Raw genomic sequence first — 23,927 nt, forward strand, 5'->3', positions numbered from 1 at the left:
TTTAGATCTAAAGACCAGATTGGTTATCACGCCTTGCAAAAGGTTGCAAGAAATGCGCTCTTTATCTTGAATATTTTTTTAGTTTGTTACAGATTTTTTAGGCATTTCAATGGTTATCATCATTTTTGCGCCATGGAGATTCTGTCGTATCATGAATTGTGTAATCTTCTGCTTTTAGATCAATTATTTTTTCAGAGTCATTTTTTCTTTTAGTATTGGGATTCATTTTGTTTTTTAATGATGCAAAGAAATGCCAAGCAACAGAGCGAATTGGTTTAATAAGAAGTAATATTCCCAAGAGGTCAGTTACAAAGCCGGGAAGAATAAGTAAAATTGCACTAAACATGATGAAAGCATCATTAATAATATTATTTTCTAATGTGCGTCCTTGGATAAGTTCATTTTGTATATTTTTTAAGAGGCTAATCCCTTGAATTCGCAATAAAACAACCCCAACTATGGTTGTGAGAATAACCAAGCTCAAGGTTGCCAAAATACCAATTTCTTGACCAACAAAGATAAAACCAGCAATCTCGATTAAAAGAATGCAAAGAAAGATAACAACAAAAAAACGAGGATTTATAGAATAAAGTTTTATCACATGAAAGTTTCCTTCTAGATGAGTAGGGGGGAGAAATTCTTAAGAGAACTCCGTTTAAATACAAAATCTATAAAAATATTTGAATGATAAGATTCCTTATTTTACATATTTATTGATAAATGGTATTGACTGCAATGTTTATTAGAGACTTAAGCTTTGGAGATTGACAGCGCCTATGGAATTTGACGTTATACTTGTCATAGCTCTTGTTGTTATGGTTGTTATTTTTGTGCAACTCCGTAATGTATTAGGGAAACGAATTGGGTTTGAAAAGCCACCCTTTGATCCTTATTCACGACGTTCTAAAAAACAAGTTGAAGCAGAAACGGCTGATAATATTGTTTCGTTCCCTCATCAGAAAAATTCACAAAAAGACGACTTTAGTGAAATTGATAAAATTTCACCGGAGGGGAGTGTTTTGAATAAAAATTTGCGGGAATTGCATAGAATTGATCCTCATTTTTCTCCTCAACTTTTTATAAAAGGTGCACAAATTGCGTATGAAATGATTGTAACAGCTTTTGCCAAAGGTGATCGCAATCAACTTAAAAGCTTGCTTTGTCAGGATGTTTTTGAGAGCTTTTGTATGGCTATTGAGCAACGAGAAAAAAATAAAGAAAGAATAGAATTCACTTTTGTTGGAATTAATAAGGCCGAATTTGTTGCGGCGGCAATACAAGAAAAAGATGAACTTTTAACGATACGTATTGTCAGTGAGATGATTTCTGTTACTTATAATGAACAGGGCGAGCGTATAGACGGTGATCCTGATGCTATTGTAGAAATCAGGGATATTTGGACTTTTGTTCGCAATAGTTTATCGTCAGATCCCAACTGGAAGCTTTTTGCTACAGAAAATGAAAATTAAAATACTTTTTGTTTTTCTTCCATAAGCATTCAATGATTTATGAGAAATTAAAATGTCCTCAAGTAAATGGAGACAAAAAAGAGATTTATTGGCTTCACAAGATCGTCTTTTATGGGAGATGGTTTGTCGTACGATAACACCGCTTCACGGTAAGATGCTCTCTTCTGCTTCAGAAACTATTGCAAATATTAATGATAAAAAACAGCCTGTAACTCAAATCTCCTCATTGTCTCAGGAAAATCAACAACCCTCGACAATTATTAAAAGAGAAAAGAGGTCAGTTACACAAGCACAAAAGATTCATTTCTTTGATCATGTTGCATATCGTAAAATTTCCCAAGGTCGTTGTCCTCTTGAGGCGCGTCTTGATCTCCATGGTTATATGCAGGAAGAAGCTTATTTTTTCTTAAAAAAATTTCTACAGTCCTCTCAGCAGAGAGGATTGCGTTATGTCCTTGTGATTACAGGAAAAGGACGATCCGTTGGGAGCGATGGAGCTTTGTATAGATTTGTTCCGTATTGGTTATCAACACCAGCTTTTCGATACTATGTCCACGCGTTTGAGCAAGCAGCGCGTCAGCATGGCGGAGAAGGTGCGCTTTATGTTTGGTTGCGCCGTTTTGTGTCGGGAGAAGGAAAGTGATGTTATTGTGGTCGCTCTTAGATTTTATAATTATTTATACTTATAATTTATTGTTTTTGTATATTTCGTAAGAGCCTTGAATACAATATTCCCTTCTTTATAATTTTTTATAAAAAATTATAAAGATATTATTTTACATTCTACGTATTGCTTCACGCTTTTGTTTATCGCATTCTTTAACGGGGCACATCCCTCACGCAAAACAGAATGATATTGAATTGCATATATTCACAGGCTTGTTTTAAAGAAACATCTCTCAACGCTCCCAAGCCTATTTTGCGACGGCATCCGTGAAGAGTATAATGATAAATCCATGAAGCACCCCCTATCTTTATACTTAATAAAAGGGCAATCTGGCATCATCATACACTTTGCCATCTCCCAATGTTGCAACAACCCTTTAAGTCCTTGGCACTTGAAAGCATTTATAAGAGGCATGCTTTTCTTTAAGTGTTTTTAACTCTCTACAGTTCTCATCTCGCTCGTGACGCCCAAACAAAAGATTTTGATTGTTTCAATATAAGAGGACTTAAAATGAGAGAGATATAAATGGATCTCATTCAGGTTGCAAAGCGATAAATTATTTTTATAAACCACAGCATTACTCTATATAAATACACGAAGAATAAAAACATGAGAAATTGAGAAACTAGCTTATTCAAAAGATGTCACTATGGATAGTGTTAAAAGCAGTACAACTAAATTAAAGAAAATTGTGAAAATAAACAGGAATATAACTTTACAACACACAGCTGCGCAATAGCACCAAAAGATACAGTTTCGTTGAATAGTTTCATGAAGAAATTTTTTCATTTATTAAAAGCTCCATTAAATTTCTTTCTCATAATAATTCGATAATTAAAATTTAATAGCGAAGCGCAGAAGGCGTAGAATACGAGATTCAATTGAGGATATTACACTCTTATCCGACGTCTTTCAGATATTGGTTGAAATGCTAGCTTAGCATGAAAGGCACAATAGGGGCTATTTTCATCAGAATCTGCACCACAAAAATGAAAATCTGCTGATAATGGATCGCCAACCGGCCATCTACATGTATTTTCACTCAATTGTAGAAGATTAAGTTGACGTGATATAGGCACAACTACATTGGATTTTGTGGACATATCAACTTCTTTTACATCTTCCACTACAAATTCTGTCTTTAAAGCGGTTTCTTCAATACTTACAGATGATGTGTTTATTGGCGATACCGTGGATGTGTTGCGACGCACACGTGGAGATGATGGGCTGCTACTTCCCACGGGAGTTTTTTGCGCACGCGTGCTTCCTTGTGCTGTCTTACCACGTCCTGGTAACTTTAATCGATGTACTTTGCCGATGACTGCATTTCTGCTGACCCCACCTAATTGAGCAGCAATTTGACTTGCACTTAACCCTTCACTCCAAAGCTTTTTAAGAAGCTCAACGCGTTCACATGTCCAACCCATACCAGCACTCCATTCCGATTACGTCACTAAGATGCTCTCCCCCGTTGCATCTTCAAATGTTTAAATAATGTTTTCATTACGCTGAATGAAAGAACTTTACACTCTACGTGAGCATAAAAAAATCATCCAACCTGTGGATTTACAAATCAAAACACATCATCTTGCTTATTATATTGTAAATTACAATATGCACTCACTCTATGACAAGAGTCTTTACCTCTTGAAGAGTTTATTTAGAATGTTTTCCCCAACTTGCAAATCAATCATAGGTTAAACTTTCACTTTTGTTTAAGGCTTTTTCCCAAAATGCTTATTTGTAGAACCTTCATTGACTTTTTTTCAATTGGTGTAATGATCTATTCTATAGGTGTAATCACTAATCGTAATGAAATGTTGAAAGCACCGTAACGAAATATACCATGCTGTTTTATTTGTAGTGTTGCTTTATATATATATTGAAAAGACTAAAATATAAAGGGAATTATGATGGATGCCGTCTCTATACAACCACTTTATGAATGCTTCGCAAGACGAAATTTGCATTTTGAACAGGGGCATGGTGTATGGCTTATTTCCGATAAAGGAGACCATTATCTTGATTTCACATCTGGCATTGCTGTTAATGCATTAGGATATTCACATCCAAAATTGGTTGATACGCTCAAGATACAAGCTGAAAAACTTTGGCATGTTTCTAATATTTTTCAATCTCCTGAACAAGCATCTTTTGCCACGCGGCTTTGTGCAAATAGTTTTGCGGATAAGGTTTTTTTCTGCAATTCAGGCACTGAAGCATTGGAGTGCGCATTCAAAACGGCACGTCATTATTACTATGCTACTGGTCATTCAGCACGCATTGAAATAATTACTTTTGAAGGGGCATTTCATGGACGTACACTTGCTGCACTTGCTGCGACTGGGCATGAAAAGTATCTTGAAGGCTTTGGACCTAAAGCTGGTGGATTTATTCAAGTACCTTTTTGTGATGAAATCGCTTTGCGTAACGCTATTAATAAAAATACCGCCGCTATTCTTATTGAACCTATTCAAGGAGAAGGAGGAATACGAACGGTTTCTCATGAATATTTAAGATTTTTGCGTAAAATATGCGATGATAATGGTCTGTTGTTGATTTTGGATGAAGTGCAAACGGGCATGGGACGAACAGGAAAGCTTTTTGCTTATGAATGGAGTGATGTCACGCCTGATATTCTTACCCTCGCAAAAGGACTAGGAGGTGGATTTCCATTGGGCGCTTGCCTTGCAACGGATAAAGTTGCAAAAAGTATGATACTTGGAACGCATGGATCAACCTTTGGAGGAAATTTGCTTGGAATGGCTGTAGGAAATAGTGTTCTTGATGTTTTGTTAGAGCCAAGTTTTCTCATCCATGTTCAGCGCATGGGTGATAAACTAAAAAATGGGCTTTTGCACATTCTCAATATCTATCCTGATATTATCTGCGCAGTTCAGGGGATGGGGCTTATGTTGGGTATTCAATGTGTTGTGCCTTCAAATCTTGTCGTTAATGCTTTGGAAAATGAATATCTCTTAAGCGTTGCAGCCAACAACAATGTTGTGCGCTTATTGCCTCCTCTTATCATTAGGGAAGAAGAAATAGATGAAAGTTTGCATCGTATTGAAAAAGCAATTTCCTATCTTTCGCAAATAAATAAAGAAAGACAAATATCACACATATGACAAATGCTCTTCGTCATTTCACGGATTTATCCATTTTAACGCCAGCAATGGCACGTGCACTGATTGATTATGCAAAAATTCTTAAAGCATCTTTTAAGGCAGGAAAAGGTTCAAAACCTTTTATAGGTAAAACACTCGCGATGATTTTTGAAAAACCATCCACACGAACCCGTATTTCATTCGATATCAGTATGCGCCAGCTTGGCGGAGATACGATCATGCTCACGGGTTCAGAGATGCAACTTGGTCATAGTGAAACCATAGCTGATACGGCGCGCGTTTTATCCCGTTTTGTGGATATTGTGATATTGCGAACAACGAAACACCAACGTATGCTTGAATTGGCACAATATGCACAAATTCCTGTCATTAATGCCCTTACAGATGATACACATCCTTGCCAAATTCTAGCAGATATCTTAACCTATGAGGAGCATCGGGGGCCTATTTCTGGTAAAATATTTGCGTGGATGGGGGATGGTAATAATGTGCTCCATTCCTTAATTGAAGCCGCAGCTCTTTTTGGTTTTCATTTGCGTATTGCTACTCCAAAGGGCAGTGAACCACAGGAAAAATTTATACATTGGGCACGTGAGCGAGGAGCACATCTTATGCTAACCCATGATCCCCAAAAAGCAGCTCAAGATGCTGATTGTATTATGACCGACACATGGGTCTCCATGGGACAAGAATTTCGTGCTCGCAGTCGTTCTATTTTTCAGCCTTATCAAGTCAATGAATCTCTCATGAAATTAGCAAAACCTGATGCTCTTTTTATGCATTGTCTTCCTGCTCATCGTGGTGAAGAAGTGGTTGATTCTGTGATTGATGGACCGCACTCCGTTGTTTTCGATGAGGCTGAAAATCGTCTTCATGCTCAAAAAGCAATTCTTTCTTGGTGTTTACAAGATGCGTTTTTCTCTCCACAATAGCCTCCCTACAACAAATTATATAAAAAAGGCAAAGCTATGAGTGAACAAGCTAAAGATGAAGCCTCTCTCAACAACAACTTCTTGCATGAAGATGATAGTGTTATTCCCTTTCAAGTTGAAGAACTTGATATCCGTGGACGTGCCGTACAACTTGGGGAAACTTTAAATTCTATTCTCACAAGACATCAATACCCTGAACCGGTTTCTTATCTTCTAGCAGAAGCTTTACTTTTAACGGTTCTGCTTGGAACTTCTCTAAAACTTACGGGAAAATTTATTTTACAAACTCATTCCGATGGACCAGTTAATATGTTGGTGTGCGATTTTTCGCCTCCTTCCAGTTTACGTGGATACGCTCGTTTTGATAAGGAACAGCTTAAACAAGCCATAGACAATAATCAAATCTCTTCAGAAATACTTTTAGGAAAAGGCACTTTAGCTTTCACAATTGATCAAGGTCCCCATATGCAACCTTATCAAGGGATAGTTGCATTAGATGGATCAAATTTACAAGAAGCTTCTCGTATTTATTTTGATCAATCAGAACAAATTCCTACCGATATCCGTTTGGCTGTTGCTATATTAATTAATCGTGACCAACAAGGAAAACCGCAGAAAAGCTGGCGAGCTGGAGGTATTTTGACCCAACTTTTGCCCCAATCATCGTCTCATCACAAGCGAGAAGAAACGAAAACTCATATCCAATTGGATAACCAATGGCAGGAAGCTAAAATACTCATGAAAACGATTGAAAGTTCAGAATTAACGGATCCCCAGGTCGGTAGTAAACAGCTCTTGTTCCGTCTTTTTCATGAACAAGGTGTTAGAGTTTTTAACCCTTTTTCTCTTGTTGATCAATGTTCTTGTTCACACGAAAAAATTAAAGGAATCCTAGAAGGCTTTTCTATTGATGAACGCAATAAAATGGTTCAAAATAAATATATTTCAGTTACATGTGAATTTTGCTCAAAAATGTATCGTTTTACAGCGCAAGAATTTTTGGAAGAAAAAACATAATCAAACATTTTTCATTAAAAAATGATGATTGCAACAAAAGCCTATTTTATTTGCGTCATAAAAGTTTACGCATAAGCTCATATGAACTTCTAGAATATTTCTTTCTTTAGCTTTTTTCGATGTATGCCAATGATCTTTCTTTTGCAATCAGTATTAATATCATACAGTACCTTCAATATATTGATTTATAATAGTAATTTATCGTTTTGCATGTTGAATGAGAGTCCAGAATATTGTAAAGTTCTCTCATGGCAAATCTCTTTTATATTGCATCAATTAAAATCACTTGCTTGCACGTTACAAGCAGAGCTGGCGTGGGGGTAAAACACGAAAAAAGGTGTAAAAATCCTTCTGAATCGTCTCAAGTGCCAAGGCTATGTCGTAATACCCAAGAGCTGGCAAAATGTGTGGTGATAATAGCTTGCTATTTATATTAAGCGTAAAAATGGTGGTGCTCTATAAAACGGCATACATAGCGTGGTAAAACTGGATGTTTTTACTTACAAGTCTGCATTATTATATTTTTCAACTTAAAATATTGCCAATTATTTTCATATTTAGATGATTCATAAAAAGTATTTTTAGCCTTTTCTTAAACATTTTTTTAATTCAACATAAAGAAATTTGAAAAAATCTCATAGTATTCGGTGTTTTCATTTAATAGATAAAAATGGTAAAAATTATTTAAAATCAATATGTCGATATTTTATTTGTCTTCTGTCATAATCGCTTGTTCAATTTTTGGTAGAATTTTTTTTTGATAAATTTGCCATGTTAAGGGACCAGCATGTTTGGCAATAATAATACTCTCTTTATTCAAGAGAAAGGTTTCTGGTGGTCCATACACCCCCCAGTCAATAGCTGTATATCCTGAAACATCAAAGCCAATAAATTTAAAAGGATTACCAAAACTGTTTAAAAAGCGCAGGGCGTTTGTTTTATTGTCTTTGTAATTAATACCAATCAGATCAAAACGTTTATCTTGTGCAATTTGCATAAGAATAGGATGCTCTTCGCGACAGGGCAAACACCAAGAGCCCCAAAAATTGACCAATGTAACACGTCCTTTAAACTGTTTTGAATTGAGATAACTTTCTTTATCAAGAAGAGGAAGATGAATATTGGGAGCAGGTTTTTCAGCCAATGCGTTTGGGAGAAGAGAAGAATCTTGAAGGTGTTTTTTATCCATAAAGTTGAAAAAAAACATCATGAGAAGAAGAAAAAGCACAAATGGTCCAAAAAAAACAAGCAGAACAGGTAAAGATATATTTTTTTTAAGTTTTAGAGGGATGTTTTTCATTATACTTTTCTTTTTGGGACAGCTCTTTTTTGTTTAGCTGTTGGAGAATTTTTTTTTGGTATAGGGCTTTGCAAAGAATATATCCAATAAGACATAAGAGGGATATTGCAGAAAGCACATAGCTTAAAACAACAATTTGCTCGTGTTTAAGGGTGCTCAGGAAAAAATCAATTTTCTGAGATAGATTTCCTAAAAGTCCGCCGTGGATGCCATTTAGGTCGAGCATGATGAAGCGTCCTGTTGTTGTGCACGACGGGATTTTTTAATCTGAAGTATTCGGATATAATGACGATTGATTTCATTTCGCATAGCCATCAAATAAAGAGCAATAAACATAAAGATGAAACAAAAGAGCATTGTTATAAGGGGCCATAACATAGCATTGTCGATTGTTGATCCTCCAGCACGTAACAATGATGCTGGTTGATGCAATGTATTCCACCAATTAACGGAAAATTTAATAACAGGGATATTAACAAATCCAACAAGTGTAAGAATTGCAGTAGCACGAGCGGCTTTTACTTGGTTGTCAAAAGCACGCCCAAGCAGGATAATGGAGAGATAGATAAAAAGCAGAATTAAAACTGATGTTAATCGTGCATCCCAAACCCACCATGTTCCCCATGTAGGTCGCCCCCAAAGCGCTCCTGTCATGAGAGCCAAGGCGGTAAAAATTGCCCCAATAGGCGCTCCACATTTAAGTGCTACATCAGCAAGATGATATTTCCAAATCAGGTTTCCTAAAGCCGCTGCACTCATCGTTACATAGCAGAATGTAGACAACCACGCAAAGGGTACATGAAGGTACATAATCTTAACAGTAATGCCTTGTTGATAGTCATCAGGGGAATGCATCACTAGAATAAGCCCTAAGATAAGGAAACACAATGTTATGCCGGCCAACCAAGGTAAGACGACTCTGCTTATTTTCATGAAAAGGGTGAAACTTGCAGGGAGTAACCTGATTTTATATGTACGAGATAGTTTATTCATAAAATTCATAATAGGCAGAGTTTTGCTATGCGGCAATCATCTTTTATTATTCTGATAAAAGTTTAAGCGTTATCGCAGCAACAAAAGAGCTAAAGAGACTCAAAAGAAGTGAAAAAGCGCTGAGAAGAGCTAGAGAAGTGAGAAAAGAGGTATTTGGGTTTATTGGGGCTGTAGCAGCGGAAACACCAAAAATCATAATTGGAATGATCCACGGCAAGATAATGATAAAAATAAGCAAAGTACTGTGCAACAATGAGGTTGCGAGTGCAGCGCCTATAGCACCAATAAAAATAATAGCTGGTGTTCCGCATAAAAGGGTAAGTATTGTTGTAAAAGTTATTACTACATCTAAATGGAGCATGAGGGCTAAAATAGGTGTGGCAAAAATAAGAGGAAGCATTGTTCCTACCCAATGGGCAAGACATTTTGTAAAGACAATTAGTGTAAAACTTTGTCTTTTTCCTGAAAGGATAAATTGGTCGAGATTACCATCATCGCGATCGATTTGGAAAAGTTTGTTCAGATTGAGGAGTCCTGCAAGAAGGGCCCCAAACCACAATATACCTGGTCCTATTTGTGCAAGAGTTTTGGGATCTGGTCCAATGGCAAAGGGGGTTATGACAACAACAGCGATAAAAAACAATAATCCTGTTAGTGAAGTGGCTTGTAGCGCTAATAATAGTTTAAGATCACGCCAGAACAGTGCTTTCATTTTATTCTCTCCTAGAGAGGTAAAAATTTTTCCAGAGCGATTTTATGGTTTTCTGGAATGCCTATGGAATTATGAGTTGCAGCGATAATCATACCACCTTGATTGAGATGACGCTGGAAAATACGAGCAAGGAGTTTTTGAGCATGGTTATCAAGCCCAGATATTGGTTCATCTAAAATCCAAAGAGGACGATAGGAGAGCAAAAGGCGAGCAATAGCTACGCGTCTTTGTTGTCCAGTTGACAGAGCGTTAAAGGGTAAATGTTCAAGGTTAGAAAGACCAATATCGGCAAGAGCTTCATGCGCAAAACGTAAATGTTGACCGTAAAAATCTGCCCAAAATTGCAAATTATCAATAACAGATAAGAGAGGTTTCATAGCATTTTGAGGACCAAGATAATGACAAGCAGTTGCAACAGGGTATATTTGATCATGGTCTTTAAGTATTATATAACCTTCAGCAGCCTCAAGAAGACCGACAATGATTCGGAGTAATGTAGACTTTCCGATACCATTAGGACCGGTGATTGTCATAAGTTGCTGTGAAAATAAACAAAAAGAAAGACCTTGAAACAGAATTTCCTCGTTTCTGTAAGCGGCTAAATCTTTGCCTGATAACACCATGTGATTGCCTATTTTGTTTTTATTTTCATATTCTTTATTGCATTATAGAATAAAAAACACATTTTTTATGCAATTGTACCTAGAATAGTTCTAGAAATAGTTCTATAAGGGATACCTTGCATCAATATCTGGTGTAAAATGGTTTCTGGCGCTGATTTCCGCATTATGCCTAGAGGGTGGAGGGGAAATGGATGGCGGAGGTAATTGCGTCTGCGCTCAAGCTGCGACCTTGACTCGTAGTTTGTGTTGTTCATTCCTGGAAATTGGGTGGTTATAGTATGAGGGTGGACAGTCATGACTCAAATTGATAGCTTTAATTGTCGTAGAGTATTAAATGTTGGTGGCAAAGAATATACTTATTATAGCTTGATTGAAGCGGAGAAGAACGGACTTGAAGGTGTTTCTCGTTTACCGTTTTCGATGAAAGTTATTCTCGAAAATTTATTGCGATTCGAAGATGGTCGCACAGTTAAAAAAGAGGATATCTTCAATGTTGCTAAGTGGTTAAACGACAAAGGGAGCGCTGGGGCAGAAATTGCTTACCGTCCTGCACGTGTTCTTATGCAGGATTTTACAGGTGTTCCAGCAGTTGTTGATCTTTCTGCAATGCGTGATGCTATGGTTAAACTTGGTGGTAACGCTGAAAAAATCAATCCTCTCATTCCCGTTGATCTCATCATTGATCACTCAGTTATTGTTGATGCTTTTGGCAATTCCATGGCTTTTAAGGAAAACGTTGAGCATGAATATGAACGCAATGGTGAACGCTACCGTTTCCTTAAATGGGGGCAACAAGCCTTTCAAAATTTTCGCGTTGTTCCTCCAGGAACAGGGATTTGTCATCAGGTTAACTTAGAATATTTAGCACAATGTGTATGGATGAAGAATGAAGAGGGCTGTGAGACGATTTATCCTGACACCTGTGTGGGAACTGATTCGCATACGACTATGGTAAATGGTTTAGGGGTTTTAGGTTGGGGTGTTGGTGGTATTGAAGCAGAAGCAGCAATGTTAGGCCAACCTGTTTCTATGTTGTTACCTGAAGTGATTGGTTTTCGTCTAACAGGTAAACTTAAGGAAGGTGTAACAGCCACCGATCTCGTATTAACGGTGACCCAAATGCTACGTCGGAAGGGTGTTGTCGGTAAATTTGTTGAGTTTTTTGGTCCTGGTTTGGAGCATATGACGCTTGCTGATCGGGCAACGATTGGAAATATGGCACCTGAATATGGAGCAACGTGTGGTTTTTTCCCAATTGATAAGGAGACAGTGCGTTATCTCAATATGACAGGGCGTGATGAAAGTCGGATTGCCTTAGTGGAGGCTTACACCAAAGCACAAGGGATGTGGCATGATGAAATGGTGGCTCATCCCATTTTTAGTGATACAATTGAATTAGATATGGGAACCGTTGTCTCTTCTATGGCTGGTCCTAAACGTCCTGAAGGACGTATTGCATTGGAAAATGTTGGGCAGGGTTTTGAGAAGGCATTGGTCGAAGACTATAAGAAGACTTCTGGACAAGATAAGCGTTATCAGGTTGAAGGTGAAGAATATACGCTTGGTCACGGTGATGTGGTGATCGCTGCGATTACGTCGTGTACGAATACATCGAATCCAAGTGTTCTTATTGCTGCGGGTCTTTTGGCACGAAATGCTGTGGCAAAGGGTCTTAGGAGTAAACCATGGGTAAAAACTTCTCTTGCACCTGGTTCACAAGTCGTTGAAGCTTACCTTCAAAATTCGGGTCTGCAAAAAGATTTAGATGCATTAGGATTTAACTTAGTAGGATTTGGGTGCACAACATGTATTGGGAATTCTGGTCCTTTGCATCCAGCTATTTCCAAAACGATTAATGACAATGGTATAATTGCATCTGCGGTTCTTTCAGGAAATCGTAATTTTGAAGGGCGTGTTTCCCCTGATGTGCAAGCGAATTATTTAGCTTCACCACCGTTAGTTGTTGCACATGCGCTCATCGGGACGGTGTGTAAAGATTTAACCAAGGAGCCTCTAGGTGAAGATTCAAATGGCCACCCCATTTATTTGAGAGATATTTGGCCAACTTCTCAAGAAATACAGGAGTTTATCGAAAAAAATGTCACGCGGAAGGTTTTTGCCGAAAAGTACGCAGATGTTTTTAAGGGAGATAAAAATTGGCAAAAAGTTCAGATTCCTACGGGTTCTACCTATTCTTGGGATGAGCAATCCACTTATGTACGCAATCCACCTTATTTCGATGATATGCAGAAAACACCTGATATCTTACCAGATATTAAAGATGCACGGATTTTAGGTTTATTTGGTGATAAAATCACGACGGATCATATTTCTCCTGCTGGTTCTATTAAAGCAGCTTCTCCTGCCGGAAAATATTTAATGGATCATGGTGTTAAAGTGGCTGATTTTAATCAGTATGGAACGCGTCGTGGGAATCATGAAGTTATGGTGCGTGGGACCTTTGCCAATATTCGCATTCGTAATTTCATGTTAGGGGAAAATGGTCGAGAAGGAGGTTATACGGTTCATTATCCGTCAGCGGTAGAACAAACTATTTACGATGCAGCAATGGCGTATAAACAAGAAGGTATTCCACTCGTTGTTTTTGCAGGTATTGAATATGGTAATGGATCATCCCGCGATTGGGCTGCCAAGGGAACCAATCTTCTTGGTGTCAAAGCAGTGATTGTGCAGTCTTTTGAAAGGATTCATCGCTCTAATCTTGTTGGTATGGGCATTGTCCCTTTTGTCTTTGAGGAGGGGCTAAGTTGGAAATCTTTAGGCTTAAAGGGAGATGAAAAGGTGACAATTGAAGGGATTCATAACTTGAAACCTCGTCAAAAGACTGTAGCGAAAATTACTTTTTCTGATGGTACGGTAAAAACCGTTCCATTATTATGCCGTGTTGATACTGAAGATGAGCTAGATTATTTGCATCATGGTGGAATTTTGCAATATGTCTTGCGTAAGTTAGCCGTTTAAATTCTTTTGTTTGTTAAGGAATATCTATTATTAAGCTATAAAGTTGCGGATCAAAGAGTTTAGCTTCGTTTTTTTATGGCTATCTTTGAAAATCTAATTGACGTTAGCTTTAGGATTGCGCTATAATCCACACGGTTATAGGCAGCTTTATAGTTTTGCTTGGGTTGGATTTATTTATATTGGTAGAGTTGTTATTGAGACTCATTTTACCAAGGTGTTGAAAGAGAGATTATATTTATGGCGAATACACCTTCTGCTCGAAAAGCGGTGCGCAAGGTTGCGGCGCGCACACAGGTTAATAAGGCCCGCCGTTCACGCGTTCGTACTTTTATACGTAAGTTTGATGACGCTTTAGCGGGTGGCGATAAGGCATCTGCAGAGATTGCATTTAAGAATTTTGAGCCTGAAATTATGCGTGCAGTTTCTAAAGGGATTTTTCATAAAAATGCTGCTGCGAGGAAAGTATCACGTTTAGCTAAACGTTTGAAGGCTCTCAGCGTTTAAGCTTTTCTCCTTTAATTGAGAACAAAGCCAGTATCCATGAGGATGCTGGCTTTTTGTTTATTATTTCAAAAAGTTTCTATTGAAAATAAGAATCGATAATGATTCTCCACTTGAAAAAGGAGAGAAAGTTTATAGGGGGAGGTATGGTTATCCACAAGCTTTGTGGATTTGTACAGAGTCTTTTTTGTCAAGCATTTTATTTTTTTTTTTAAATCTGAAGAGATTCTTTAATTATTGGTAAATTTAGAGAAAAAAAATGAATTGAATCAATATTTTTTTCAGTCCTCATTAATATAAGCATTTTTTTTGGGTTTTTTGATTTTATTTTGACCTCTTGCATTTTACCTCTGCTGTTTTGTATGGTTCTTATGAAGACTAAGAAGCATGAAGGGGTCACATCAGCGCATTATTCTGTATTTTGTTGAATACAAGATGTTTTGATTTAGGCTTTTCGAAACTTTTGTGTTGGAGAGGTTTTCTGACGGTTTTTTAGTTTTCTTAATGGATATGTTTACCATTTTAGAAGGGTGGGTCATATCATGAGTGCAAATAAATCTTATTGGTCATCTTTGTTAGTGGGGTTGTGATGAGGCTATCCTAGGGGAGGGTGAGTAATCTTATTTGGGGTAGGGCGTTTTGCCTTCGCTAGATTTATTTTAGTTGTTTGGCAGGACAAAATTTTATTTTTATCAGGATGGAAGATGGTGGATAAATTGAACTCTAAAGCTAGTTCCTTTAAAAGGGTTTCGGTAAATATCCTGTCGGCAGAGAACATAATAAAGAATAGGATGACGGAAAGTGATGAGAACGTTTGTAGAAATGCTTCTATAGGGCATTCTATTGTTTCAGAGGAGGAAAGTGCGGCGGCTTTTATACGTGTTATGGCGCAATTAAAGGTGCAGGTTGGTGTTGAGGCTTATACCAGTTGGTTTGGACGTGTGAAGCTTGCTGAATATAGTCATACTCTTGTAAAGCTTTCTGTTCCTACTGCTTTTTTACGTTCATGGATTAATAATCACTATGGTTCTCTTTTGACTCATTTATGGAAACAAGAGAATTCAGCAATTCTTCGTGTTGAAGTTATTGTTCGTGGTATGGAACGCGTTTCAAGAGATGTCGTTTGTAAAAGAAGTGTTCCTCCTGTTGTGCTAGAGGAGCAGGCGACTTCATCTTTTGTTGAAAGTTGCGCAGAGCATTCAGTTAAGAATTCTCAAACGGGAGTTTTTGGATCTCCACTTGATTCTCGCTATACTTTTGAAAGTTTTGTTGAGGGGGCTTCTAATCGTGTTGCTTTAGCAGCTGCGCGTTCCATTGCAGAGGGGCATAAAAGTGCCTTACGTTTTAATCCTCTTTTTATTCACGCATCTGTTGGCTTAGGAAAAACACATTTGCTTCAAGCGATTGCTGCTTCTGCATTGAAGCGTTTAACGTCTGCGCGCGTTATTTATTTAACTGCTGAATATTTTATGTGGCGTTTTGCAACAGCTATTCGTGATAATGATGCTCTTTCTTTTAAAGAACAGCTTCGTGATATCGACCTTTTGATTATTGATGATATGCAGTTTTTGCAGGGTAAGTCGATACAACATGAGTTTTGCCATTTGCTTAATATGTTACTTGATAGTGCAAAACAGGTTGTTGTCGCTGCAGATCGTCCACCAGCAGAATTAGAATCGCTTGATCTTCGCGTTCGCTCTCGTCTTCAGGGAGGGGTAGCTCTTGAAATTGAAGCACCAGATTATGAAATGCGTTTGCAAATGTTGCGCCAGCGGTTGAAGGTGGCACAACAAGATGATGGCATGGTATCAATTTCTGATGATATCTTGGAATATATTGCGAAAACGGTTTTAGGGTCGGGGCGTGATATTGAAGGTGCGTTTAATCAGCTCTTGTTTCGTCAATCTTTTGAGTCTGATTTATCTTTAGAGCGGATTGATGAATTATTAGGTCATTTGACACGTCCTGGTGAACCTAAGCGTATTCGGATTGAAGAAATTCAGCGTACGGTAGCACGCCATTATAATGTTTCTAAACAGGACTTGTTATCTAATCGTCGAACACGTACGGTTGTGAAGCCACGGCAAGTTGCAATGTATTTAGCAAAAGTATTAACTCCTCGCTCATTACCAGAAATTGGGCGCCGTTTTGGTGGGCGAGATCATACAACAGTTTTACACGCTGTGCGTAAAATTGAAGATTTGGTTTGTGGTGATCAGACCTTGGCTAAGGAACTTGAGTTGCTTAAGCGGTTGATTGGAGAACAGGCTGTATAGTGTTTATCGTTTCTTTCTTTGGAGAGACTTTAAAGAATTTAATGAAAAGATTTATTTTTTCTTATGCAGGAGTGACTTGCCATTTTAAGAGAGGTTTAATAAACTCTAGCAGGCGATTCTCTAAAGGGATCTATTCTTTAATTCTAAGGAATTCTTATAGTTTTTAGTAAATCATACGGGGCTTTTATGCGTATTACAGTTGATCGCAGTCAATTTCTCAAGTCTCTTGGTCGGGTTCACCGTGTGGTAGAGCGCCGTAATACTGTTCCTATTTTATCGAATGTGTTGATTGATGCAGAAAATGGCCGTGTACAGTTAAAAGCAACAGACCTTGATTTAGAGGTTATGGAATCTTTTGCAGTTAATGTTAAACAAGCTGGAGCAACAACTGTTCCGGCACATTTGCTCTATGATATCATTCGAAAACTTCCTGATAGCAATGAAGTTGTATTATCCCTCGATGAGAATCAAGCAGGTACAATGTCCATTGTTTCGGGTTGTGCACATTTTCAGCTTCAATGTCTTCCGAGGGCAGACTTTCCAGAGTCGCTTCCTGGGCAATTTGGTTATCGTTTTTCTCTATCGGCATCAGGCTTAAAACATTTACTTGATTGTACACAATTTGCTATTTCTACTGAAGAAACCCGTTATTATCTTAATGGTATTTATTTCCATATTATTAATGATGGTGTTTTGAAATTGCGTTTGGTTGCAACTGATGGTCATCGTTTGGCACAAGTTGAGATGGAAGCTCCTTCGGGAGTTGAAGGAATGCCTAGTGTTATTGTTCCCCGTAAAGCTGTAGGAGAATTGCAAAAACTTCTTTCAGAAGAAAATGATAGCGATGTATGTATAGAGCTTTCGGAGACAAAAATTCGTTTTTCTATAGGCTCTGTGATTTTTACATCAAAATTAATTGATGGAACATTTCCAGATTATCAACGTGTTATCCCTCTTGGAAATGATAAAGAATTAATTGTTAATAGGCAGGACTTTTCTTCTGCAGTTGATCGTGTTTCAACGATTTCAAGTGATCGGGGGCGTGCAGTTAAATTAACGATTGAGCATGGACAGTTAAGGCTTGTTGTTAATAGCCCAGATTCGGGCAGTGCAGAAGATCAATTATCAGTAACTTATGCATCTGAACCGCTTGAGATAGGATTTAATTCACGTTATCTTTTGGATATTGCTGGGCAGCTTTCAAGTGATGAGATGGTTTTTATGTTGGCTGAGGCTGGAGCACCAGCTCTGATTCGTGATAATGATGATGCGGATGTGCTCTATGTACTGATGCCTATTCGCGTTTAGGGGCAGTTGTTTTGCAATGCATAGCCAGTCATGTGCACAAAGTGGCAGTGAGGCAGCTGAAGCTTTTACGTTATCGCAATTATTCTTTTTTCAATATTCATTTTTCTGGTCAGCATGTGGTTTTTACTGGGCATAATGGTGCTGGTAAGACGAATCTTTTAGAGGCGTTATCTTTTCTTTCTCCTGGTCGTGGTTTGCGGCGTGCTGTTTATTCTGACGTTAGTTTTGTAGATGGTGGTGGTGGAGGATTTGTTGTATTTGCGCGTCTTGAATGCGCTCTTTATGGTGAAGTAAAGATTGGTACAGCTTTTGAGGTTAGCGATAACAGTCGAAAGGTCCATATTAATGGTGTGAATGAGTCGAGTGATTGCCTAACAGATTATTGTCATATTAGTGTCCTAACACCGTCTATGGATGGTCTTTTTACAGGTCCTTCACTTGAGCGCCGTAGTTTTTTGGACCGTATGGTTTTGGCGATTGATCCCTTGCATAGGCGCCGCATAGCCGATTATGATAGAGCTATGCGCGCACGTAATCGTTTGTTTTTAGATGGAAATGAAGATTGTGCTTGGTTTGATGCTTTAGAAAAGCAAATGGCAGAATTGGCGACAGCTATTTCTGCGGCGCGTGTTGATGTTATTCGTCTTTTAAATGACATGTTTACACAAATGCCTTCACAGATACCTTTTCCACGAGCTTTTTTGCAAATTGATGGTTTTTTAGAAACAGCTCTTAGTGAAATATCAGCAACTGAAGTTGAAGAACAATTTTGTGATCGATTGCGGCATAATCGCGCAATGGATCGTGCTGCTGGTCGGACGTTAGAAGGACCACATCGTGCAGATTTGCAGGTTTTTTATGCTGATAAAAATAGAGCAGCAACATCTTGTTCAACAGGTGAACAAAAAGCGCTGCTAACAGGTTTAGTTTTGTGTCATGCACGTCTAACAGGTATGATGTCGGAAAGATCTCCCATTCTTCTTCTTGATGAAATGGCTGCCCATCTTGATTCGCATCGACGTGCTGCTCTATTTGATATTCTTGATGATTTAGCTGTACAAACATTTATGACAGGAACAGATCGTCTTTTATTTGATGACTTAAAAGGACGCGCAGAATTCTTTGAGATTAAGGATGGAGCTTTATTGCCGTAAAAACATGCTAAATATTTTTTTAATAAGTGATAGGTCTGAAAGAAAAGGCTTGCTATGTCAGAGATAATAACGATTTTAAATGGTCCTAATTTAAATTTTCTAGGTCAACGTGAGCCAGAAATTTATGGAACTGAAACTCTAGAAGATATTGAAAAAAGATGCAGAGAATGGGCAAAAAAAAATGATATTATAATAAATTTTTATCAAAGTAACTATGAAGGGCAATTAGTGGCATGGATACAAGAAGCAATAGAGGCAAGTTCTGGATTGATCATTAACCCAGCGGCTTACAGTCATACATCTGTTGCACTTCTTGATGCCCTAAAAATGTTTTCAGGGCCGAAAGTAGAAGTTCATTTATCTCATATTTATCAGCGTGAAGCTTTTCGTCACCATTCTTATACATCTGCAGGTGTAGACGCTATCATAACTGGGTGTGGAGGTGATGGATATCGGTTTGCACTTGAGTATATTGCAAAACAATTAAGCAAAACAATTAAATTGTGATAGGTAAAGAGTAAGCGTTTAATAAGAGTAATATAGGCATTTAATTCTCTTGATAATTATTTTCAAATCTGTACAATGTGAGGTATATATTTATGACAGTTTTTAGTGCGTATGACGGGGGTAAATAGAGATGAAAAGCTTTGTTAGACAATTAGAAATGCTTGTGATTTTAGGGGGAGCACTGCTTTTGTCTGGTTGTAAAATTGATGTTATGCAGCCATCAGGTTATGTTGCACGTCAACAGCTCATTTTGATCGTTGTTTGTGTGGTGGTGATGCTTTGTATTGTTATCCCAGTTATGGTAAGTGTGGTATTTTTAGCTATAAAATATCGTGCATCGAATATGAAAGCGGACTATTCTCCTGATTGGGCACATTCAAATAAAATTGAAGCATTGATGTGGGGTATTCCAGTTGTAATTGTAATGGTTTTAGGTTCATTAACAGCTTATTATACCTATAAGCTTGAACCTACAAATCCTCTTCCAGTGGAAGTTGTAGGTGAAGGAAAGCCATTACAGATTGATGCTGTTGCTCTTGATTGGAAATGGCTTTTTATTTATCCTGAATATGGTGTTGCATCGATTAATGAGATTTATGCGCCTGAAGGACGTCAAGTTTTATTGCAATTGACGTCAGAGAATTCTGTCAATGCTTTTTGGGTTCCCAAATTGGGTACAGTTCTTTACGCTATGCCGCAGATGAATGCTAAGTTGCATTTGGTCGCTGAAGAGCAAGGAGTATTCAAAGGAGCCTCAGCAAATTATAGTGGTGATGGTTTTTCGGGTATGCGGTTTAAGTGGCATTCTGTGTCTTTGCAGGATTTTGAGGATTGGATTGTAAAAGCTCGGGCTAATGGTCGAGTACTTGATCGTTCATCTTATCGTCAACTTTCTATTGCGCCTCGTATGGGTGATATTGCTGCGAAGGAAAAAGATGCTGAAGTTCGTTATTTTGCACCTGTTGAGAAGCGGCTTTACTATCGTGTTGTTAATCGATGTATCGATGAAAAGACGGTATGTAATGAAGATTTAATGAAACGTGCTGCTGCTCAGACGCTATGGGGTGCACTATGTTCAGTATTTGATCCTGATGTTATTTAACAGAGTCAATAAAGTAAAGAGCCCTTTTAACAAAGGTTTCTTTTAAACTTGAATTTCATTTGAAATGGGTTGAGAAATGTTTGGAAGACTTACAGATCCTACGGCAGGTGCTTTTCATGCGCTTGCACATGAACCGATCGTTTTGTATACATGTATTGCGATTGTTTTGGTTGGTTTAATTGCTGTTATTGCTCTAACAGTACTTGGGTGGTGGGGGATTCTATGGCGAAATTGGATTACAACGGTTGACCATAAACGCATAGGTATTATGTACATCGTTCTTGGAATTATTATGCTTGTTCGCGGTTTTGCGGACGCACTTATGATGCGAACGCATCAAGCTTTAGCTCTTGGGAGTGAAACAGCAGGTTATTTGCCCCCTGAGCATTTTGATCAAATTTTTTCGGCGCATGGTACGATCATGATTTTTTTCATGGCCACGCCTATTTTATTTGGTCTTTTTAATTATCTTATACCACTTCAAATTGGTGCGCGTGATGTTGCTTTTCCCTTTGCAAATAATCTAGGTTTTTGGATTACGGCTGCAGGGGCGATATTGATTAACATATCCCTAGGTGTTGGGAATTTTGGTCGTGGTGGTTGGTTGATGTATCCACCTTTTACAGAATTGCAAACGAGTCCAGATACAGGGGTAGATTATTATTTATGGTCACTTCAGCTTTCTGGTATTGCAACAACAATGGGATCAGTGAATTTTATTGCAACGATGATTAAAATGCGTGCTCCTGGAATGACAATGATGAGAATGCCTATTTTTTGTTGGAGTGCTTTTGTCAGCAATGTTCTTATTGTAGTCATTTATCCTGTTTTGGCTGTAGCATTTGCACTCTTGGCATGTGATCGTTATTTGAACATGAATTTCTTTACCAATGTTGGTGGCGGAAATCCGATGGTATGGATTAACTATGTTTGGGTTTTTGGTCATCCTGAGGTTTATGTTTTGGTTGTTCCTGCTTTTGGAATTGTTTCTGAAGTTGTATCAACTTTTTCTTCAAAACGCCTCTTTGGTTATACTTCAATGATATGGGCCATGTTGGTTATTTTGATTCTTTCGCTTCTTGTTTGGGGACATCATTTCTTCACAATGGGTGGGGGTGAAGCTGTAAATACCTTCTTTAGTATTGCTACGATGATTATTGCAGTTCCAACCGGTGTAAAAGTTTTTAATTGGCTGCTTACGATGTATAGAGGTCGGATTCGCTTTGAGCCTCCTATGCTTTGGTGCATGGGTATGATCTTTACATTTGTTGGTGGTGGATTAACAGGTGTTTTATTATCTATTGTTCCTGCTGATTGGCAGTTTCATAATTCGCTCTTTTTGATAGCACATTTCCATCATACAATTATTGGAGGTGTGGTTTTTGCGTACTTAGCAGGGATTGCATTTTGGTTTCCAAAAGTTTTTGGTTATAAACCAAATCGCATACTAGGTATTACATCTTTTTGGTGTTGGTTTATTGGTTTTTACCTTGCCTTTTTCCCCGTTTATGCGCTTGGTTTAATGGGGGCGACGCGTCGTTTGCAGCATTACATGGAACCTAGTTGGCAGCCGATGTTTATTATTGCTGCATTGGGTGCTTGTATTATCTTACTTGGTATCCTTTGTTTTGTGCTACAGGTTGTTTTGGCGATTTGGTACGGTATTAAGCATAAAGGGCACTTACCGGTAACATTAAATGATTCTTGGGGTGATGCACGTACACTTGAATGGTTTACCTCTTCACCGCCTCCTTCTTATAATTTTGCCCTCCTTCCAAAGATACAGTCTGATGATGCTTATTGGAATATGAAGAAAAGTGGTTATCAACGGCCGACAAGTGGATTTACAAAAATTCATATGCCATCGAATACATCGGCTGGAATTATTGCTGGCTTCTTCTCATTAGTTGTTGGTTTTGCGCTTGTTTGGCATATTTGGTGGCTTGTTGCGGTTGGACTGGTTGGTTTTATTGCAACGCTTGTGTGTCATTCATTAACAGGTGATCATCATGGTTACTATATTCCAGCTGAAGAAGTGCAAAAAACTGAAGATGCCTTTACGGCTGTTCTTAAAGAACAAGGAGTGACAGTATGAGTGCTGTAACAATGAATAACGCGAGTACTATAGATGAACTTCACCACGATAGTAGCTCGGTAATGACGTTTGGTTTTTGGGTCTATATTCTTTCAGACTTAATCCTGTTTTCGACACTGTTTTCAAGTTTTGCTGTATTTTCTGCTTCTTATGGTGGTAGTAAAGCGGGCAGTGAGTTTATAGATTTAAAGTTTGTTTTGGTTGAGACTGCTTTCTTGTTGTTTTCGTCCGTCACTTATGGCTTTGCAATGGTACAAGCACATAAAAATAACATCAGTGGTGTGCGTTTATGGATGGCTATTACCTTTGTATTGGGGTGTTGCTTCATTGGTATGGAACTTTACGAATTTCATGAACTTTTGAGTGAGGTTTTTTATTTTGATCCAAATGCTTATGCGGGTATTGATCCTGCAACAGGTTTACAGCTTTTTGGACGGGAAATTCTCTCTGCTTATTGGTCAGCATTTTTTGCTTTGGTTGGCACCCATGGACTTCACGTAAGTGTTGGCCTTCTTTGGATGGTTGTGATGTTTTTTCATCTTCGTCGTAATGGCTTGGATCAGAACAATAAAACACGTTTAGCATGTCTTTCCATTTTTTGGCATTTACTTGATATTGTATGGATTGGTGTTTTCACCATGGTTTATCTATTAGGAGCGTTGTGATGAGCGTGCAAAATGAAACACATGGTCCCAGTACTGGTTCCTATTTGGTTGGTTTTATTCTAGCTGTATTTTTCACTTTGGGTTCTTTTATTCCTGTGATGTATGGAATGATGGAAAGTTGGGCAGTTAGTACAAAGGTTGCGTATCTTATTGGGATGGCGATTATTCAGATTATAGTACAAATTGTTTTCTTTTTGCACTTGAATTCTGGTCCAGACGCCAAGTGGAATTTAAGCGCGTTGTGGTTTGCTGCTATTTGCGTTTTTGTTATTATTGGGGGAACTTGGTGGGCTATTTCTCATTTGAATTATAATATGATGGGTGGTTCAGGACGTGTTATTGAACCGGAAATATCAAGTAGAGATGATTCTTCAGTGTCTGAGCAGTTATCAAACAAAGATATCTCCGTAAGAAAACAGCCAGAAAAGATACAGGGCTCAGAGGTTTCGATGGAGCAAGGTGCAAGTACGCAAACTCCTGTAGATCAAGCACCTGG

Annotated in this window: 22 protein-coding genes and 1 pseudogene; 15 read left to right on the plus strand and 8 right to left on the minus strand. The window is 38.1% G+C overall.

What is annotated here, in order from left to right:
* Positions 1 to 106: 106 nt before the first annotated feature.
* Positions 107 to 601, minus strand: a complete 495-nt coding sequence (locus tag ACFIQE_RS00970) for an FxsA family protein (protein ID WP_375612822.1) — start codon at positions 599 to 601, stop codon at positions 107 to 109.
* A 175-nt stretch (positions 602 to 776) separates the two neighbouring features.
* On the opposite strand from ACFIQE_RS00970, the gene ACFIQE_RS00975 reads away from it, so the two are divergent.
* Positions 777 to 1,469: a Tim44/TimA family putative adaptor protein gene (locus ACFIQE_RS00975; protein ID WP_375620844.1), complete on the plus strand. Its 693-nt coding sequence runs from the start codon at positions 777 to 779 to the stop codon at positions 1,467 to 1,469.
* Between the two features lie 52 nt (positions 1,470 to 1,521).
* Positions 1,522 to 2,112, plus strand: coding sequence for a Smr/MutS family protein (locus ACFIQE_RS00980; protein WP_375611420.1), 591 nt, complete (start codon positions 1,522 to 1,524; stop codon positions 2,110 to 2,112).
* Positions 2,113 to 2,248: 136 nt separating this feature from the next.
* Here the strand turns inward: ACFIQE_RS00980 and ACFIQE_RS00985 are convergent.
* Positions 2,249 to 2,497 (minus strand): annotated as a pseudogene (locus ACFIQE_RS00985) (Arm DNA-binding domain-containing protein); the annotation flags it as partial.
* Between the two features lie 529 nt (positions 2,498 to 3,026).
* The gene (locus ACFIQE_RS00990; RefSeq protein ID WP_375617530.1) at positions 3,027 to 3,563 is read right to left on the minus strand and encodes a GcrA family cell cycle regulator; all 537 of its coding nucleotides are present in this window, start codon (positions 3,561 to 3,563) and stop codon (positions 3,027 to 3,029) included.
* 486 nt (positions 3,564 to 4,049) lie between these two features.
* On the opposite strand from ACFIQE_RS00990, the gene ACFIQE_RS00995 reads away from it, so the two are divergent.
* Genes ACFIQE_RS00995 through ACFIQE_RS01005 form a run of 3 tightly spaced genes read left to right on the plus strand, consistent with a single transcriptional unit; the run spans position 4,050 to position 7,213 of the window.
* Positions 4,050 to 5,264, plus strand: a complete 1,215-nt coding sequence (locus ACFIQE_RS00995; protein ID WP_375707201.1) for an aspartate aminotransferase family protein — start codon at positions 4,050 to 4,052, stop codon at positions 5,262 to 5,264.
* Positions 5,261 to 6,196 (plus strand): ornithine carbamoyltransferase, encoded by a 936-nt coding sequence (gene argF, locus ACFIQE_RS01000; protein WP_375629244.1) that lies wholly within the window; start codon positions 5,261 to 5,263, stop codon positions 6,194 to 6,196. Before ACFIQE_RS00995 ends, argF begins: the two co-directional genes overlap by 4 nt.
* A 36-nt stretch (positions 6,197 to 6,232) precedes the next feature.
* Positions 6,233 to 7,213, plus strand: coding sequence for an Hsp33 family molecular chaperone (locus ACFIQE_RS01005; RefSeq protein ID WP_375620842.1), 981 nt, complete (start codon positions 6,233 to 6,235; stop codon positions 7,211 to 7,213).
* 706 nt (positions 7,214 to 7,919) lie between these two features.
* Here the strand turns inward: ACFIQE_RS01005 and ACFIQE_RS01010 are convergent.
* From ACFIQE_RS01010 to ccmA, 5 genes are read right to left on the minus strand one after another with little or no spacing between them, the layout of a single operon-like run.
* Positions 7,920 to 8,513 (minus strand): DsbE family thiol:disulfide interchange protein, encoded by a 594-nt coding sequence (locus tag ACFIQE_RS01010; protein WP_375620841.1) that lies wholly within the window; start codon positions 8,511 to 8,513, stop codon positions 7,920 to 7,922.
* The gene (locus tag ACFIQE_RS01015) at positions 8,488 to 8,739 is read right to left on the minus strand and encodes a hypothetical protein (protein WP_375612828.1); all 252 of its coding nucleotides are present in this window, start codon (positions 8,737 to 8,739) and stop codon (positions 8,488 to 8,490) included. The genes ACFIQE_RS01010 and ACFIQE_RS01015 overlap by 26 nt, the downstream gene beginning before the upstream one ends.
* On the minus strand, positions 8,727 to 9,506 hold the full coding sequence (locus ACFIQE_RS01020) for a heme ABC transporter permease (RefSeq protein WP_375611426.1): 780 nt from the start codon (positions 9,504 to 9,506) through the stop codon (positions 8,727 to 8,729). The genes ACFIQE_RS01015 and ACFIQE_RS01020 overlap by 13 nt, the downstream gene beginning before the upstream one ends.
* 46 nt (positions 9,507 to 9,552) lie before the next feature.
* Entirely contained in the window at positions 9,553 to 10,218 is a 666-nt protein-coding gene (gene ccmB / locus ACFIQE_RS01025; RefSeq protein WP_375611427.1) for a heme exporter protein CcmB, read from the minus strand.
* A gap of 11 nt (positions 10,219 to 10,229) precedes the next feature.
* Entirely contained in the window at positions 10,230 to 10,841 is a 612-nt protein-coding gene (gene ccmA / locus ACFIQE_RS01030) for a heme ABC exporter ATP-binding protein CcmA (RefSeq protein WP_375629253.1), read from the minus strand.
* A 294-nt stretch (positions 10,842 to 11,135) separates the two neighbouring features.
* On the opposite strand from ccmA, the gene acnA reads away from it, so the two are divergent.
* The 10 genes from acnA to cyoD all read left to right on the plus strand — a co-directional run.
* Complete coding sequence (gene acnA / locus ACFIQE_RS01035; RefSeq protein WP_375639699.1) at positions 11,136 to 13,823, plus strand: aconitate hydratase AcnA; 2,688 nt, start codon at positions 11,136 to 11,138, stop codon at positions 13,821 to 13,823.
* A gap of 237 nt (positions 13,824 to 14,060) precedes the next feature.
* Positions 14,061 to 14,327, plus strand: a complete 267-nt coding sequence (rpsT, locus tag ACFIQE_RS01040; RefSeq protein WP_375620840.1) for a 30S ribosomal protein S20 — start codon at positions 14,061 to 14,063, stop codon at positions 14,325 to 14,327.
* A 701-nt stretch (positions 14,328 to 15,028) separates the two neighbouring features.
* Positions 15,029 to 16,600, plus strand: coding sequence for a chromosomal replication initiator protein DnaA (gene dnaA / locus ACFIQE_RS01045; RefSeq protein ID WP_375611430.1), 1,572 nt, complete (start codon positions 15,029 to 15,031; stop codon positions 16,598 to 16,600).
* A gap of 186 nt (positions 16,601 to 16,786) precedes the next feature.
* Positions 16,787 to 17,908 (plus strand): DNA polymerase III subunit beta, encoded by a 1,122-nt coding sequence (gene dnaN, locus ACFIQE_RS01050; protein ID WP_375707197.1) that lies wholly within the window; start codon positions 16,787 to 16,789, stop codon positions 17,906 to 17,908.
* A gap of 20 nt (positions 17,909 to 17,928) precedes the next feature.
* Positions 17,929 to 19,062 carry a DNA replication/repair protein RecF gene (recF, locus tag ACFIQE_RS01055; RefSeq protein ID WP_375611469.1) on the plus strand — a complete coding sequence of 378 codons (1,134 nt, stop codon included), beginning with the start codon at positions 17,929 to 17,931 and terminating at the stop codon, positions 19,060 to 19,062.
* A 54-nt stretch (positions 19,063 to 19,116) separates the two neighbouring features.
* Positions 19,117 to 19,569, plus strand: a complete 453-nt coding sequence (gene aroQ / locus ACFIQE_RS01060; protein ID WP_375611431.1) for a type II 3-dehydroquinate dehydratase — start codon at positions 19,117 to 19,119, stop codon at positions 19,567 to 19,569.
* Between the two features lie 130 nt (positions 19,570 to 19,699).
* The gene (cyoA, locus tag ACFIQE_RS01065) at positions 19,700 to 20,671 is read left to right on the plus strand and encodes a ubiquinol oxidase subunit II (protein WP_375620837.1); all 972 of its coding nucleotides are present in this window, start codon (positions 19,700 to 19,702) and stop codon (positions 20,669 to 20,671) included.
* Between the two features lie 76 nt (positions 20,672 to 20,747).
* A complete protein-coding gene (cyoB, locus tag ACFIQE_RS01070) occupies positions 20,748 to 22,766 on the plus strand; it encodes a cytochrome o ubiquinol oxidase subunit I (protein WP_375611433.1) in 2,019 nt (672 codons plus the stop codon).
* Complete coding sequence (locus tag ACFIQE_RS01075) at positions 22,763 to 23,431, plus strand: cytochrome (ubi)quinol oxidase subunit III (RefSeq protein ID WP_375706587.1); 669 nt, start codon at positions 22,763 to 22,765, stop codon at positions 23,429 to 23,431. The genes cyoB and ACFIQE_RS01075 overlap by 4 nt, the downstream gene beginning before the upstream one ends.
* Positions 23,431 to 23,927: cytochrome o ubiquinol oxidase subunit IV (gene cyoD, locus ACFIQE_RS01080; protein WP_375707198.1), on the plus strand; the 497-nt coding region annotated here is incomplete at its 3' end. The genes ACFIQE_RS01075 and cyoD, both read left to right, overlap by 1 nt.

This window comes from Bartonella sp. AA1HLJMS, assembly GCF_042197445.1.
Taxonomy (GTDB): domain Bacteria; phylum Pseudomonadota; class Alphaproteobacteria; order Rhizobiales; family Rhizobiaceae; genus Bartonella.

Coding starts and splice junctions, on each gene's coding strand:
- ACFIQE_RS00975 (WP_375620844.1), top strand. CDS start 777: ATGGAATTTGACGTTATACTTGTCATAGCTCTTGTTGTTATGGTTGTT.
- ACFIQE_RS00980 (WP_375611420.1), top strand. CDS start 1,522: ATGTCCTCAAGTAAATGGAGACAAAAAAGAGATTTATTGGCTTCACAA.
- ACFIQE_RS00990 (WP_375617530.1), bottom strand. CDS start 3,563: ATGGGTTGGACATGTGAACGCGTTGAGCTTCTTAAAAAGCTTTGGAGT.
- ACFIQE_RS00995 (WP_375707201.1), top strand. CDS start 4,050: ATGGATGCCGTCTCTATACAACCACTTTATGAATGCTTCGCAAGACGA.
- argF (WP_375629244.1), top strand. CDS start 5,261: ATGACAAATGCTCTTCGTCATTTCACGGATTTATCCATTTTAACGCCA.
- ACFIQE_RS01005 (WP_375620842.1), top strand. CDS start 6,233: ATGAGTGAACAAGCTAAAGATGAAGCCTCTCTCAACAACAACTTCTTG.
- ACFIQE_RS01010 (WP_375620841.1), bottom strand. CDS start 8,513: ATGAAAAACATCCCTCTAAAACTTAAAAAAAATATATCTTTACCTGTT.
- ACFIQE_RS01015 (WP_375612828.1), bottom strand. CDS start 8,739: ATGCTCGACCTAAATGGCATCCACGGCGGACTTTTAGGAAATCTATCT.
- ACFIQE_RS01020 (WP_375611426.1), bottom strand. CDS start 9,506: ATGAATAAACTATCTCGTACATATAAAATCAGGTTACTCCCTGCAAGT.
- ccmB (WP_375611427.1), bottom strand. CDS start 10,218: ATGAAAGCACTGTTCTGGCGTGATCTTAAACTATTATTAGCGCTACAA.
- ccmA (WP_375629253.1), bottom strand. CDS start 10,841: ATGGTGTTATCAGGCAAAGATTTAGCCGCTTACAGAAACGAGGAAATT.
- acnA (WP_375639699.1), top strand. CDS start 11,136: ATGACTCAAATTGATAGCTTTAATTGTCGTAGAGTATTAAATGTTGGT.
- rpsT (WP_375620840.1), top strand. CDS start 14,061: ATGGCGAATACACCTTCTGCTCGAAAAGCGGTGCGCAAGGTTGCGGCG.
- dnaA (WP_375611430.1), top strand. CDS start 15,029: ATGGTGGATAAATTGAACTCTAAAGCTAGTTCCTTTAAAAGGGTTTCG.
- dnaN (WP_375707197.1), top strand. CDS start 16,787: ATGCGTATTACAGTTGATCGCAGTCAATTTCTCAAGTCTCTTGGTCGG.
- aroQ (WP_375611431.1), top strand. CDS start 19,117: ATGTCAGAGATAATAACGATTTTAAATGGTCCTAATTTAAATTTTCTA.
- cyoA (WP_375620837.1), top strand. CDS start 19,700: ATGAAAAGCTTTGTTAGACAATTAGAAATGCTTGTGATTTTAGGGGGA.
- cyoB (WP_375611433.1), top strand. CDS start 20,748: ATGTTTGGAAGACTTACAGATCCTACGGCAGGTGCTTTTCATGCGCTT.
- ACFIQE_RS01075 (WP_375706587.1), top strand. CDS start 22,763: ATGAGTGCTGTAACAATGAATAACGCGAGTACTATAGATGAACTTCAC.